Source organism: Pseudomonas sp. PA-7-1E (assembly GCF_021605325.1).
GTDB lineage: Bacteria > Pseudomonadota > Gammaproteobacteria > Pseudomonadales > Pseudomonadaceae > Aquipseudomonas > Aquipseudomonas fluorescens_BV.
Genome location: NZ_WKFA01000004.1, coordinates 210,318 through 223,608, shown reverse-complemented (window position 1 = coordinate 223,608; position 13,291 = coordinate 210,318). Strand labels below are relative to the sequence as shown.

Annotated in this window: 13 protein-coding genes; 4 read left to right on the top strand and 9 right to left on the bottom strand. The window is 61.1% G+C overall.

Going from position 1 to position 13,291, the window contains the following annotated elements:
- Positions 1-106: 106 nt before the first annotated feature.
- The 4 genes from GIW79_RS04595 to gpmI form a co-directional block, all read right to left on the bottom strand.
- Positions 107-880: a divergent polysaccharide deacetylase family protein gene (locus tag GIW79_RS04595; protein WP_054919501.1), complete on the bottom strand. Its 774-nt coding sequence runs from the start codon at positions 878-880 to the stop codon at positions 107-109.
- A gap of 2 nt (positions 881-882) precedes the next feature.
- The gene (locus tag GIW79_RS04590; protein ID WP_034125537.1) at positions 883-2,196 is read right to left on the bottom strand and encodes a S41 family peptidase; all 1,314 of its coding nucleotides are present in this window, start codon (positions 2,194-2,196) and stop codon (positions 883-885) included.
- Between the two features lie 30 nt (positions 2,197-2,226).
- Positions 2,227-3,522 (bottom strand): murein hydrolase activator EnvC family protein, encoded by a 1,296-nt coding sequence (locus tag GIW79_RS04585; RefSeq protein ID WP_003187792.1) that lies wholly within the window; start codon positions 3,520-3,522, stop codon positions 2,227-2,229.
- 258 nt (positions 3,523-3,780) lie between these two features.
- On the bottom strand, positions 3,781-5,307 hold the full coding sequence (gpmI, locus tag GIW79_RS04580) for a 2,3-bisphosphoglycerate-independent phosphoglycerate mutase (protein WP_054919499.1): 1,527 nt from the start codon (positions 5,305-5,307) through the stop codon (positions 3,781-3,783).
- Between the two features lie 151 nt (positions 5,308-5,458).
- On the opposite strand from gpmI, the gene GIW79_RS04575 reads away from it, so the two are divergent.
- The 3 genes from GIW79_RS04575 to secB are packed head-to-tail and all read left to right on the top strand — an operon-like array spanning position 5,459 to position 6,649.
- On the top strand, positions 5,459-5,872 hold the full coding sequence (locus tag GIW79_RS04575) for a rhodanese-like domain-containing protein (RefSeq protein WP_032901811.1): 414 nt from the start codon (positions 5,459-5,461) through the stop codon (positions 5,870-5,872).
- A 1-nt stretch (position 5,873) separates the two neighbouring features.
- Entirely contained in the window at positions 5,874-6,128 is a 255-nt protein-coding gene (grxC, locus tag GIW79_RS04570; protein WP_236454261.1) for a glutaredoxin 3, read from the top strand.
- Positions 6,129-6,169: 41 nt separating this feature from the next.
- Positions 6,170-6,649 carry a protein-export chaperone SecB gene (gene secB / locus GIW79_RS04565; RefSeq protein WP_032894017.1) on the top strand — a complete coding sequence of 160 codons (480 nt, stop codon included), beginning with the start codon at positions 6,170-6,172 and terminating at the stop codon, positions 6,647-6,649.
- A gap of 159 nt (positions 6,650-6,808) precedes the next feature.
- On the opposite strand, the gene GIW79_RS04560 is transcribed toward secB, so the two are convergent.
- A complete protein-coding gene (locus GIW79_RS04560; RefSeq protein WP_236454265.1) occupies positions 6,809-7,264 on the bottom strand; it encodes a tRNA (cytidine(34)-2'-O)-methyltransferase in 456 nt (151 codons plus the stop codon).
- On the opposite strand from GIW79_RS04560, the gene GIW79_RS04555 reads away from it, so the two are divergent.
- Positions 7,263-7,715 carry a hypothetical protein gene (locus tag GIW79_RS04555; RefSeq protein ID WP_236454269.1) on the top strand — a complete coding sequence of 151 codons (453 nt, stop codon included), beginning with the start codon at positions 7,263-7,265 and terminating at the stop codon, positions 7,713-7,715. The two genes, GIW79_RS04560 and GIW79_RS04555, sit on opposite strands and share 2 nt — an antisense overlap.
- Positions 7,716-8,160: 445 nt before the next feature.
- Here GIW79_RS04555 and ntrC read toward each other — a convergent pair whose 3' ends face one another.
- The 4 genes from ntrC to glnA form a co-directional block, all read right to left on the bottom strand.
- A complete protein-coding gene (gene ntrC, locus GIW79_RS04550) occupies positions 8,161-9,597 on the bottom strand; it encodes a nitrogen regulation protein NR(I) (RefSeq protein ID WP_003187806.1) in 1,437 nt (478 codons plus the stop codon).
- Entirely contained in the window at positions 9,594-10,679 is a 1,086-nt protein-coding gene (glnL, locus tag GIW79_RS04545) for a nitrogen regulation protein NR(II) (RefSeq protein ID WP_014716523.1), read from the bottom strand. Before glnL ends, ntrC begins: the two co-directional genes overlap by 4 nt.
- 362 nt (positions 10,680-11,041) lie before the next feature.
- Positions 11,042-11,578, bottom strand: coding sequence for a chorismate mutase (locus GIW79_RS04540; protein WP_236454271.1), 537 nt, complete (start codon positions 11,576-11,578; stop codon positions 11,042-11,044).
- A gap of 204 nt (positions 11,579-11,782) precedes the next feature.
- Positions 11,783-13,189 carry a type I glutamate--ammonia ligase gene (glnA, locus tag GIW79_RS04535; RefSeq protein WP_003187811.1) on the bottom strand — a complete coding sequence of 469 codons (1,407 nt, stop codon included), beginning with the start codon at positions 13,187-13,189 and terminating at the stop codon, positions 11,783-11,785.
- Positions 13,190-13,291 lie beyond the last annotated feature (102 nt).

Below are 13,291 nucleotides of genomic sequence, written 5' to 3'. Positions count from 1 at the left end.
AGAGGGGGGGGGGGGGATCTTCCCCCGGGGGGGCGGCGTAGCGCCCCAAAACGCGGGGGGGCGCTGCGCACCCCAGCGGGAGCAAGCTCCCTCGCCACAGTGACTGTCAGCGATAGATGCCGTTCTTGCCATGCCCGGCCATCGCCCGATTACTGCGCACGCTGATCATCAACTTGATATCGATCCACTCCACGCCCTGCGCCTTGAGCTTGGGCAACTCGCGCTCCAGCACCGCCAGCGTCTGTGGGTAAGGATGCCCGATCATGACTGCCGAACCCTGCTTGTGCGCCAGTTTGATCGCGGTCTGCAGTTGCGTGGTAATCGCCGCCTCGGTGCGTTCGTCATCGAGAAATACATCCCGCGACACATGGGCCAAACCGATCTTCTGCGCCTCGGCGGCGGCGACGGTTTGCGCACTGGTGCGGCTGTCGACGAAGAACTTGTGACGCCGTTGCAACTCACCCATCAGCCAGGCCATCGCTGCCGGTTGTGCGGTCATGCGGCTGCCCATGTGGTTGTTGATGCCGGCGGTGCAGGGCACGGCTTCAAATGCCGCGTCCAGGCGCTTGCCCAGTTCTTCGATGGACAGCTCCGGGTGCCAGGCGAATGGGCCGGTGGCCGGGTCCATGGGCATGTGCAGGATCACGATCTTGCCAGCCTTGTGGGCCTCACGGGCAAATTCGGCGGCGTGGGGCGTGTCCGGCATGATGGCGGCGGTCACCGGGCCGGGTAGCGCAAGCACGCGACGATCCCGAGGCAGGTTTTGCCCCAGGTCGTCGATGATAAGCGTCAGGTAGGCTTTGTGTGGTTCGCTGGCAGTGGCCGCTTGAGCGACCCCTGCCAGGCTGCACAGCACAGCGAAGATCAGGGCAAGACGCATGATCAACGGCTGCGGGTGATGCTCAAGCCCTTGAGCAGGCTGAGCGCCTGGGCCAGTTGGTAGTCATCGTCCTGCGGCATCGGCTTGGCCTTGGCGCGGCTGCCGGTTGGCTGGTCGGCACCGCCGTTGCCATTGCCCAGGTGGCCTTGCAGGTCGGCCTCTTTGTAGTATTCGCCATCGATCTCGTTGGTGATCTTGGCGCGGCGTACTTCGATGTCCGGCACAATGCCCTGGGCCTGGATCGAGCGGCCGTTCGGCGTGTAATACAGCGCCGTGGTGATCTTCAGTGCACGGTCGTTGTTCAGCGGCAATACGGTCTGCACCGAGCCTTTGCCGAAGCTGGTGGTGCCCATCAGCACACCGCGCTTGAGGTCTTGCAGGGCGCCGGCGACGATTTCCGAGGCCGAGGCGCTGCCGCCGTTGATCAATACCGCCAGTGGCACGTTCTCGCTGAGGTCGTTGCCGGTGGCCGAGAAGCGCAACTCGGAGTTGGCGATACGGCCCTTGGTGTAGACGATCAGGCCCTTGGTGACGAAGTGGTCGACCACCTCGACCGCCGACTGCAACACGCCGCCTGGGTTGTTGCGCAGGTCAAGCACGATGCCGTTGAGCTTCTTGCCGTTGTCCTTGCGCAGCTTGGCCAGGGCCTTGGCCACTTCGTCGCCGGTCTTGACCTGGAACTGGGTGATACGGATATAGCCGTAGCCCGACTCCAGCAGCTGGCTTTTCACGCTCTTGACCGTGATGGTCGCACGGGCCAGGGTCACGTCAAACGGGTTGCCGCCGTCGCGTACCAGGGTCAGGGTGATCTTCTGGCCGAGCTTGCCGCGCATCTTGTCGACGGCTTCGGTCATGGTCTGGCCACGGGTCGGCTGGCCGTTGATCTTCACGATCAGGTCGCCGGCCTGGATGCCGGCCTTGGACGCCGGGGTGTCGTCGATAGGCGAGACCACTTTTATCTGGCCGTCTTCGGAGCCCACTTCGATGCCCAGGCCGCCGAACTCACCGCTGGTGCTTTCCTGCAGCTCGGCGAAATCTTCCGGGCCCAGGTAAGCGGAGTGCGGGTCGAGGTTGCTGAGCATGCCCTTGATGGCATTTTCCAGCAGGGCCTTGTCGTCTACGGGTTCGACATACGCTGCCTTGATCCGGTCCATGACCTCGGCAAAGGTGCGCAGCTCGTCCAGCGGCAATGGCGCCTTGGTCGTCGCAGCCATGGCAGGTGCAGCCGGTGCGGCCTGGTCGGCAAAAGCCAGAGGCGCGCCGATCACCAGGGCGATCGTCAGGGCCAGCGAAGTGAGGCGGGACAAATGCAGCATGTCGAACGAACTCCTAATGTAGATGCGACCCTATCCTTGGGACCGGCACCATTGTGCAGGGTCGCTCGGGCGGCCCTGCTGACGAATAGCGAAGTACAGCGCCGGGGTGTCCTGGCCGCCACTGTTACCGACAGTGGAGATGGATTCACCGGCTTTTACAACATCACCTGCCGACTTGAGTAGTGTCTGATTGTGGCCGTAAAGGCTCAAATAGCCATTACCGTGGTCAAGAATCACCAGCAAGCCGGCGCCCCGCAACCAATCGGCGAACACCACGCGCCCACCGTGCACCGCGTGGACCTGGCTGCCGGCAGAGGCGCTGATCATCACGCCATCCCACTTGGCGCGGGTGTCATCGCCACGGGTTTCCCCAAAGCGTGCCAGTAATCGACCATCAACCGGCCATGGAAGTTTGCCTCGTGCTGAAGCAAAAGGGCCGCCGAACGACTCGCCGCTGCTGGAAACCAACGGGCCAGGCGCTGCACGCGCCGGTTTGCGCGGGGCCGGAGCGTCGGTGGTGGCAGCCAGTTCGGCCTCACGCTGACGCTTTTTTTCGGCTTCCTGCTGGGCGATCAGCGCTTTTTGCCGCGCTTCTTCGGCCTCGCGTGCCTGGCGGGCCAGGGTTTCTTCAATGGTCTTGAGGACTTTGGCCAGGTCGGCCTGGTCTTGCTCGCGGGCCTGCAACTTGGCGTCGCGGGCTTTTACGTCGCTGTTGAGCTTGGCCAGGGCCTGCTGGCGTTCCTTGCGTACTTTATCGAGCTGGTCGCGCTGGGTGTCGAGGGCAGTTTTCTGGTCGAGAAGCTGCGATTGCTGGTCGGCGATTTCCTGTTCGACATTGGCCAATTGGCGCAGGGTTTCGTTAAACCCCTTCAATTGCGCCAGGCGCGCCTGGCTCAGGTAGTCGTAATAGGTGAGGGTACGGGCGAATTTTTCCGGGTTCTGCTGGTTGAGCAGCAGCTTGAGGTACTCCTGGCGGCCGCTCTGGTACGCGGCACGGGCCTGGATCGCGATCAGGCGTTGCTGTTCAACGCGTGCGCTCTGGAGTTTTTTTTTCTCAGCGTCGAGTCGCTCCAGTTCCGACTCGCTCTTCTTTAGTTCTTTTTGCAGCTCCTGGACCTGCTTCTCCAGCTTGCCCATTTCGGTTTCCGTGCCGCGCAGGTCTTTCTGCACTCCGGATTTTTCTTCCTGGAGCTTGCCGAGCAGCTTTTTCAGCTCGGTAATGTCCTGACGCGTAGCGTCCAACTGTTGTTGGGTTTGTGCGCGCTCATCGGCAAACGCCGGTTGGAGCAGGCAGACAAGAGCAAGGGTTATCAAGGCGCGAAGCATAGAGGCGGGCGACACCAGGGGAAAAGGACGGCCTAGTATGCCCGCCAAGCGCTGCAAAAAAAACGCCCAATTGGGGCTGGTGGGCAAGATAGGTGCCGAGTGGTGCTGGTATGGCAAAAAGATATCTCTCAAAGCGCCGCAAACCAATGTGGGAGCGGGCTTGCCCGCGATTGCGGTGGGTCAGCGACATAGATGTCGACTGATTAGCCGCAATCGCGGGCAAGCCCGCTCCCACACTGTTTTGTGGCGTACTTTGGATCAGACCAGGATCGAGGTCCCGGTCATCTCCTTCGGCTGCTCCAGCCCCATCAGCTTGAGCATGGTCGGCGCCACATCCGCCAGCACGCCACCTTCACGCACTTTCAGGTCACGTTTGCCGACATAGATGAACGGTACCGGTTCGGTGGTGTGCGCGGTGTGCGCCTGGCCGGTGGATTCGTCGGACATCTGTTCGCAGTTGCCGTGGTCGGCGGTGATCAGCGCTTCGCCGCCGACTTTTTCCAGCGCGTCGACGATGCGGCCAACACATTTATCCAGGCATTCCACGGCCTTGACCGCCGCTTCCAGGTTGCCGCTGTGGCCAACCATGTCGCCGTTGGCGTAGTTGACGACGATCACGTCATAACGCTGGTGATCAATGGCGTCGACGATCTTGTCGGTGACTTCCGGTGCGCTCATTTCCGGCTGCAAGTCGTAGGTAGCGACTTTTGGCGACGGGATCAGGATGCGCTCTTCGCCGGGGAACGGCTCCTCGCGGCCACCGGAGAAGAAGAACGTCACGTGGGCGTATTTCTCGGTTTCGGCGATGCGCAGTTGGGTCTTGCCGTTCTTGGCCAGGTAGTCGCCCAGCACGTTCTCCAGGCTGCCCGGGGCGAACGCCGACGGGGCCGGGATGTTGGCGGCGTATTGGGTGAGCATGACGAACTCGACCTTCGGCTGGCGCGCGCGTTCGAAGTCCTTGAAGCCTTCATCGACGAACACATGGCTCAGTTCACGGGCGCGGTCGGCGCGGAAGTTCATGAACACCACGGCGTCGCCGTCTTCGACTTTCACCGGCTCGCCGATGGTGGTGGCTTTGACGAATTCATCGCTTTCACCGCGGGCGTAGGCCGCGTCCAGACCTTCCTGGGCGGTGGCCGCGTTGAATTCGGCCTGGCCGTCGACGATCAGGTTGTAGGCCTGGGCGACACGGTCCCAGCGGTTGTCGCGGTCCATGGCGAAGTAACGGCCCACCAGGCTGGCGATACGGCCCTTGCCCAGGGCGGCGAAGGTGGTATCCAGCAGTTCGATGGAGGATTGCGCGCTTTTAGGTGGCGTGTCGCGGCCGTCGAGGAAGGCGTGCAGATAGATTTTGTCAGCGCCGCGCTTGAACGCCAGTTCGGCCATGGCGACCAAGTGATCCTGATGGCTGTGTACGCCGCCGTCCGACAACAGGCCCATGAAGTGCACGGCCTTGCCGGCGGCAACGGCTTTATCGACCGCCGCGCAGATGGTCGGGTTCTCGAAGAACTCGCCATCGCGGATCGCCTTGGTGACACGAGTGAAGTCCTGGTACACCACTCGTCCGGCACCTAGGTTCATGTGGCCGACTTCCGAGTTGCCCATCTGGCCGTCCGGCAGGCCCACGTCCATGCCGGAACCTGAGATCAGGCCGTTGGGCACGGTGGCGGTCAGGCGGTCCAGTACCGGCTTGTTGGCCGAGTACACCGCGTTGTCGTGGTGGCTTTCACTGTGTCCGAAGCCATCGAGAATTATCAGGACCAAAGGTTTAGGCGTGGTAGTCATAGATCCTCTCGCGGCGCTAATAAAGGAAGACAATTGAAAAGGGAGTGGCAGTTTAAAGCGAAGTTCCAACCACGTCACCGCTTTACGGGGGTTGGCCCCCCCTGGCGGCTGTGTATACTTACCGCCATTTTAACGCCCTGGAACCTCCTTGATGGTTGATCACCTGATTGCATTTGCCACTGCCCACTACCTGCTTGTGGGCGCCTTCGTCATCCTGCTGGCGCTGCTGATCGCTCACGAACTGAGCCGCGGTGGTCGCAGCCTGAGCACGTCGGAGCTGACCGCGCTGGTCAACAAGGATGAGGCTGTCGTCGTCGATATTCGCCCGGCCAAGGATTATGCCGCCGGCCATATCGTTGGCGCCCTGAACATTCCCCAGGACAAGCTGATTGCGCGTCTGGGCGAACTGGAAAAGCACAAGGCCAAGACCATCATCCTGGTCGATGCCCAGGGCCAGCACTCCGGCACCCACGCCCGTGAGATGCTCAAGTCCGGCTTCACCGCCGCCAAGCTGTCGGGTGGTATCAGCAGTTGGCGTGGCGATAACCTGCCGTTGGTGAAGTGATATGAGCCAGGTTGTCGTGTATTCCAGCGATTGGTGCCCTTACTGCACGCGGGCCAAGGCCTTGCTTGAGAAAAAGGGTGTTGCCTTTGAAGAGATCAAGGTCGATGGCAAGCCCCAGGTGCGCGCCGAAATGGCCCAGAAGGCTGGCCGCACGTCGGTCCCGCAGATCTGGATCGGCACCCGGCATATCGGTGGTTGCGACGACCTGTTCGCTCTGGAGCGCGCCGGTAAACTTGATGCGCTGCTGTCCGCCTGACGCCTAAACCCTCAAGAACCCAAGATAAAGAAGGATCTGCGATGACTGATCAACAGAACACCGAAGCAGCAGAAGCTCAAGGCCCACAGTTCTCGCTGCAGCGGATCTACGTGCGTGACCTGTCGTTCGAAGCGCCAAAAAGCCCGGCCATTTTCCGTCAGGAGTGGACCCCAAGCGTTGCGCTGGACCTGAACACCCGTCAGAAATCCCTGGAAGGTGACTTCCACGAAGTCGTGCTGACCCTGTCGGTCACCGTCAAGAATGGTGAAGAAGTCGCTTTCATCGCTGAAGTGCAACAGGCCGGTATCTTCCTGATCCAGGGCCTGGACGAAGCGTCCATGAGCCACACCCTGGGTGCGTTCTGCCCGAACATCCTGTTCCCGTATGCCCGTGAGACCCTGGACAGCCTGGTCACCCGTGGTTCGTTCCCGGCCCTGATGCTGGCCCCGGTGAACTTCGATGCCCTGTACGCCCAAGAGCTGCAGCGCATGCAACAGGAAGGCGCGCCAACCGTTCAGTAATTTGCTGAGCGATGCCGTTCTAAAATGTGGGAGCGGGCTTGTGTGGGAGCTGGCTTGCCTGCGATAGCATCACTGCGGTGTGACTGACACACCGAGGTGCCTGCATCGCGGGCAAGCCCGGCTCCCACACAAGCCCGCTCCCACATTTGTTATGCGGTGTTATTTAAAGCCCAGTTGGCGCCAGCCTTCATAGACGGCAACGGCTACGGTGTTCGACAGGTTCAGGCTGCGGCAGCCTTCACGCATCGGCAAGCGCAGGCGATGGCCATCGGGCAATGCGTCAAGCACCTCGGCCGGCAGGCCTCGGCTCTCCGGGCCGAACAGGAACGCGTCGCCCTCGGCAAAGTTGGCATCATGAAACGGCCGCGAGCCCTTGGTGGTGAACGCGAACACCCGTGGGTGGCCCAGGCTCTCCAGGCAACTGGCGAGGTCGGCATGGCGCTTGAGGGTGGCGTACTCGTGGTAGTCCAGCCCGGCACGGCGCAGGCGCTTGTCGTCCATGTCAAAGCCCAACGGCTCGATCAAATGCAGGTGGCAGCCACTGTTGGCGCACAGCCTGATAACGTTGCCGGTATTCGGCGGAATTTCTGGTTGAAAAAGGATGACGTGAAACATGCACGGCTCCGAAGGCAAAGATGCGCTGCATTCTACCCCCGAAGACGACCCGAGACCGAAGCTATTGCCGAGGGTGTTGGGCTCATTGGCGATTGTCGGCTTGATGATTGGCTTGATGATTGGCTTGATGATCGGTCGCTTGACCACCCCAGAGCCGCTGGAGCTGCAACAGGTAGAACCTGCGGCGGATGGTTTGGTGGTGTGGTTCAACAACGAACCCAAGCTGCACGGCGAGCATATCGACGGCACCGTGGCGTTGCTGTTTGACGCCCAAGGCAAGGCAGCCAGCGGGCAGCTCAAGGTCAATGACAAGGACGTGAATTGGCGCATACGCAAGACCGATGCTGGCTTGCTGCTGAACCTGGTGGCGGCCCGGCCGTTGCGTGGGGAGTGGAGCGGTGCAGAGGTCGATGGCCGCTGGCGGCTGGAGATCCATCTCCAAGAGCAATAAAAGAGGGAGTTCCCGGCCTGCCTGTACCAGGGCTCCCAAAACGGGGTGAAGCCTGAGGCTTCGGTGTTAAAGAGGGGATTCTCGGCCTGCCTGTACCAAGGTCCCCGAAACTGGGTAGTACTGGGGTTATTGCAGGGGGCGTGCCAAAACTTGCAATTGCTGCTGGAAAAAAATGCCAAAAAGCGCAAAGCCCCGGAATACGGGGCTTTGTTTGTTTCTACTGCCAAGAAATTTGTAGCGAAAGCGATATGCGAGTTTTCTGGTCTGTGCTCAATGCCGGTTCATCGTGCATTGAAGCGGTGCACAGTCTGCAGGCATTGCACAAAACCAATGTGGGAGCTGGCTTGCCTGCGAGGGCGGTGTGTCAGCCCTCTATCGGGTGACTGACACACCGCCATCGCGGGCAAGCCCGGCTCCCACACTAGACCTTCAGCGGTCTTGGGGTTCAGGCCTCGTCACCCTCATCATCATCCCCACCGTCCACCTTCATCCCCAATTCCTTGATCTTGCGGGTCAGGGTATTGCGCCCCCAACCCAGCAGCACGGCCGCATCGCGACGACGGCCGGCAGTGTGCTTCAGGGCGGTCTCGATCATGATCCGCTCGAACGCCGGCACCGCGCTGTCCAGCAGGTTCGACTGGCCGCGTGCCAGGGCCTGGTCCGCCCATTGGCGCAGCGCCTGTTCCCAGTTGGTCACGGGGGCCGAGTCCTGCGGCAGGCTCAGCAGCTCCGGTGGCAGGTCGCTGATGTGCACTTCACGCCCGGAGGCCATCACGGTGATCCAGCGGCAGGTGTTCTCCAGCTGGCGCACGTTGCCGGGCCATGGCAGGTTCTTGAGGTATTCCTCGGTCTCGCTTTTGAGCAGCTTGGGCTCGACGGCCAGCTCCAGGGCGGCGCGGCTGAGGAAGTGGCGGGCGAGGGTGGGGATATCTTCGCGACGGTCCGACATGCGCGGGATGTGGATGCGGATCACGTTGAGGCGGTGGAACAAGTCCTCACGGAATTTACCCGCATGCACCAGTGTTTCCAGGTTCTGGTGGGTGGCCGCGATGATGCGCACATCCACCTTCACCGGCGTATGCCCGCCCACACGGTAGAACTCGCCGTCAGCCAGTACGCGCAGCAAGCGAGTCTGGGTATCGGCCGGCATGTCGCCGATCTCATCGAGGAACAGCGTGCCGCCGTCCGCCTGTTCAAAGCGCCCGCGACGCAGGTTGGCTGCGCCGGTGAACGCGCCTTTCTCATGGCCGAACAGCTCGGACTCCATCAAATCCTTGGGGATCGCCGCCATGTTCAGCGCGATAAACGGCGACGCCGCCCGTGGACTGTGGCGGTGCAGGGCGTGGGCCACCAGTTCTTTACCGGTCCCCGATTCGCCGTTGATCAGCACAGTGATGTTGGAGTGGCTCAAGCGCCCGATGGCGCGAAACACTTCCTGCATCGCCGGCGCTTCCCCGATGATTTCCGGGGTGCGGGTCAGGGTCGGCGGCGCTTCCTGGTTCTGTTGTTCCTGGGCGTGCTGGTTGGCGCGCTTGACCAGCGCCACCGCTTCATCCACATCGAATGGCTTGGGCAGGTATTCAAAGGCGCCGCCCTGGTAGGACGCGACAGCGCTGTCCAGGTCCGAGTGGGCGGTCATGATGATCACCGGCAGGCGCGGGTGCTGCTCGCGAATGCGCGCCAGCAAGTCCAGGCCACTGGCGCCAGGCATGCGGATATCGGAAATGATCACGTCCGGCTGCTGACGTGCCAGGCGGCTCATCACCCCATCGGCGCTGTCGAAGCTCTGGGTGGTCATGCCTTCTTGTTGCAAGGCTTTCTCGAGGACCCAGCGGATAGAACGGTCGTCATCGACGATCCAGACAGTTTCACTACGGCTCATGTCGTGGGGGCTCCTTGTTCCAATGGCAGGAAGATCGAGAACGTGGTGTGGCCAGGGTGGCTCTCACATTCGATCAGGCCCTGGTGCTGGCTGATGATGTTCTGGGTGATGGCCAGGCCCAGCCCGGTACCGTCCGGGCGGCCGCTGACCATGGGAAAGAAGATGGTTTCCTGCAGCTCCGCAGGAATGCCGGGGCCGTTGTCGATGATCTCCACCTTGGTCACCAGGCGGTGGCGCACATGGCCGATGGTGAACTGGCGCAGGGCGCGGGTGCGCAGGCTGATGCGGCCCAGGCGTAGCTCATTCTGGCTGCTGATGGCCTGCATGGCGTTGCGCACGATGTTGAGCACCGCCTGGATCATCTGTTCGCGGTCGATCAACACGTCGGGAATACTTGGGTCGTAGTCGCGCACCAAGGTGATGCAGCCTTGGCTTTCGGCCTCGACCAATTGGCAGACGCGCTCCAGCACCTCATGCACGTTGGTCATTGCCAGGGACGGCAGCTTGTTGGAGCCCAGCATGCGGTCCACCAGGTTACGCAGGCGGTCGGCTTCTTCGATGATGACGTTGGTGTAGTCCTTGAGGTGCTCGTCCGGCAGCTCGCGGGACAACAACTGTGCCGCGCCGCGAATACCGCCCAGCGGGTTTTTGATCTCATGGGCGAGGCCGCGCACCAGCATCTTGCTGGTTTCCTGCTTGGACAGCTGCGCTTCCTCCTTGGTGATGCGCAGCAGGCGGTCGCGGGGGTGGACTTCGAGCAGCAGCAGGGTCGCGCCATTGCTCAGGATCGGGGTCACGGCGTAGTCGACGGTCAACGTTTGCCCGGTGAGCGCGGTGAGCATCGCTTCGCGCTTGGTGAACGGGTGTGCCTGCTCCACGGCCTGGCGCAACGAACTCAAGGCTTCGGCCGACTCGGTGAACAATTCGCTGATGAACTGCCCATGGCTGCGCTGGCCGCTGATGGCCAGGAGCATCTCCGCCGCCGGGTTCATGTACTCAAGGCGCAGGTCGGCATTGAGCAGGATGGTCGCGGTGGTCAGGTTGTCGAGTAACAAACGGTGCAGTGCATCGCTGATGGTCATCGGGACCTCTTTTGGAGCAAGGCGTGGGCTTGAGGCACACGCTGATACAAGGAAAATGCAAAAACCAAACCAAGGCTCCGAAAAGAAGCGCTAATGCCCTGAAATAAGGGTTTCAGGCGCGAAACTGTGGCGTTCTGCCAGCCTCAACGGGAAGTTTCGAACCAAAATGGGCTGGGCAATTGAGAAGGGTGCAGGCTATCGCACCAATATAGTGCGGTTTTGTGAAGGTTGTTCAGCAACTGAAGATTTAAGGCGAATCGCAGTCAGTGTGGAGCTGGCTTGCCTGCGATAGCGGTGGTGCATTCAACACCGCTATCGCAGGCAAGCCAGCTCCCACATTTTTAATTGGATTTGCAGTCCTTTTAATCTTTATAGATGCAAAGCTCGGCGGTGGCGCGGATCATCGCCAGTTGGCGCAGCGGATCATTCAGCGGTTCGTGCACGGCCTCGGCCAGCCATTGCGGGCACTGCGGGTCGGTGCGCTGTGGAGTGAAGTCGGCCAGCTGCTGCAGCAGCCTTTTTTGCAGCTCGTCCAGTCGAGGGCGGATCTGCTGGACCAGGTCCGGGCGCGGGTCGTCGGGCGCTTTGCCCTGGAACTGCCAATCGGACAGATGGGTGTATTGCACCAGTTTGTTGGCTTCGATCTGGGCGGCGAAGAACTGCTCGGCAGCGGCCGGGTCCAGCTTGTAGCTCGGCGCATGGGCAGTGACGCTGGCGATCACCTCTTGCTCGCGCTTCTTGTCCTCCACGGGCTTGTGGCTGTCCCACTTGCTCAGTGCTACCTGGTCGGCAATCTCCAGGCGTTCGGCGATGCTGTTGAGCAAGGGTTCGAGCGTAGGCGGCGCAGCGCTCGCACTGGCACTGATGAACAGCAGGGCAAATACAAGTCGATATCTCAAAGGTGATCTCCTGTGGGAGCGGGCTTGCCCGCGATGGCGGTGTGTCAGTGATACAGCAGGTGGCCGGCAGTGCGCTATCGCAGGCAAGCCAGCTCCCACACTTTGATTGGGTTTGCAGAGCTGGCGTAGCGTAACGCCCAGGCAAAAAAAAGACCTCCCGAAGGAGGTCTTTCTCATCACGCTACCTCAAGCAGCGCTACCGGATCAGCAGCTGTAGTACAGCTCGTATTCCAGTGGGTGTACGAAGGTGCGCACTTTGATTTCTTCTTCGCTTTTCAGGGCGATGTAAGCGTCGATGAAGTCGTCGCTGAAAACGCCGCCTTTGGTCAGGAACGCACGGCCCTTGTCCAGCTCTTCCAGGGCTTCTTTCAGGCTGCCGCACACTTGTGGGATCTCTTTGGCCTCTTCAGGCGGCAGGTCGTACAAGTTTTTGTCGGCGGCGTCGCCAGGGTGGATCTTGTTCTGGATACCGTCCAGGCCGGCCATCATCAGGGCGGCGAAGGCCAGGTAAGGGTTGGCAGCCGGGTCTGGGAAGCGCGCTTCGATACGACGGCCTTTAGGGCTGTTGACGTAAGGAATACGGATCGAGGCGGAGCGGTTGCGTGCCGAGTAGGCCAGCATCACCGGCGCTTCAAAACCTGGGACCAGACGCTTGTAGGAGTTGGTCGACGGGTTGGTGAAGCCGTTCAGGGCCTTGCCGTGCTTGATGATGCCGCCGATGAAGTACAGAGCGGTGTCGGACAGGCCGGCATAGCCTTCGCCGGCGAAGGTGTTCTTGCCGTCTTTGGAAATCGATACGTGAACGTGCATGCCCGAGCCGTTATCGCCGTACAGCGGCTTAGGCATGAAGGTAGCGGTGCGGCCATAGGCATCGGCAACGTTGTGCACGCAGTATTTCAGGGTTTGAACTTCGTCAGCCTTCTTCACCAGCGTGTTGAATTTCACGCCGATTTCGTTCTGGCCGGCAGTCGCCACTTCGTGGTGGTGAACTTCAACGGTCTGGCCCATTTCTTCCAGTGCGTTGCACATGGAAGTACGGATTTCATGGTCGAAGTCGAACGGTGGTACTGGGAAGTAACCGCCTTTCACGCCTGGACGGTGGCCTTTGTTGCCGCCTTCCACGTCCTGGTCGGACATCCACGAGCCTTGCTCGGAGAAAATCTTGAACATGGAGCCGGAGATGTCGGACTTGAACTTCACCGAGTCGAAGATGAAGAACTCTGGCTCAGGGCCGAAGAATGCGGTGTCGCCGATACCGGTGGACTTCAGGTATTCCTCGGCACGGTGGGCGATGGCGCGTGGGTCGCGGTCATAGCCTTGCATGGTCGAAGGTTCGATGATGTCGCACACCAGGATCAGGGTCGGCTCTTCGGTGAACGGGTCGAGTACGGCGGTGCTGTCGTCTGGCAGCAGGATCATGTCGGAGGCTTCGATGCCTTTCCAGCCGGCGATGGAGGAACCGTCGAACATCTTGCCGACTTCGAAGAAGTCATCTTCCAGCGCATCGCGAGCCGGCATGGTCACGTGGTGCTGAGTGCCTTTTGTGTCCGTGAAGCGCAGATCAATCCATTTAACGTCATGATCTTTGATGAGTTGAACCGACTTCGACATGGTGTCCTCCGGGTGGCTTCGGGCTTGGGTAGTGGAGTTAGCCCTTAGAATTTGGGTGATGCCGGCGCGGATACTCCGCCAAGGCAACCTGCCTCACAAGAG

Coding starts and splice junctions, on each gene's coding strand:
- GIW79_RS04595 (WP_054919501.1), bottom strand. CDS start 880: ATGCGTCTTGCCCTGATCTTCGCTGTGCTGTGCAGCCTGGCAGGGGTC.
- GIW79_RS04590 (WP_034125537.1), bottom strand. CDS start 2,196: ATGCTGCATTTGTCCCGCCTCACTTCGCTGGCCCTGACGATCGCCCTG.
- GIW79_RS04585 (WP_003187792.1), bottom strand. CDS start 3,522: ATGCTTCGCGCCTTGATAACCCTTGCTCTTGTCTGCCTGCTCCAACCG.
- gpmI (WP_054919499.1), bottom strand. CDS start 5,307: ATGACTACCACGCCTAAACCTTTGGTCCTGATAATTCTCGATGGCTTC.
- GIW79_RS04575 (WP_032901811.1), top strand. CDS start 5,459: ATGGTTGATCACCTGATTGCATTTGCCACTGCCCACTACCTGCTTGTG.
- grxC (WP_236454261.1), top strand. CDS start 5,874: ATGAGCCAGGTTGTCGTGTATTCCAGCGATTGGTGCCCTTACTGCACG.
- secB (WP_032894017.1), top strand. CDS start 6,170: ATGACTGATCAACAGAACACCGAAGCAGCAGAAGCTCAAGGCCCACAG.
- GIW79_RS04555 (WP_236454269.1), top strand. CDS start 7,263: ATGCACGGCTCCGAAGGCAAAGATGCGCTGCATTCTACCCCCGAAGAC.
- GIW79_RS04560 (WP_236454265.1), bottom strand. CDS start 7,264: ATGTTTCACGTCATCCTTTTTCAACCAGAAATTCCGCCGAATACCGGC.
- ntrC (WP_003187806.1), bottom strand. CDS start 9,597: ATGAGCCGTAGTGAAACTGTCTGGATCGTCGATGACGACCGTTCTATC.
- glnL (WP_014716523.1), bottom strand. CDS start 10,679: ATGACCATCAGCGATGCACTGCACCGTTTGTTACTCGACAACCTGACC.
- glnA (WP_003187811.1), bottom strand. CDS start 13,189: ATGTCGAAGTCGGTTCAACTCATCAAAGATCATGACGTTAAATGGATT.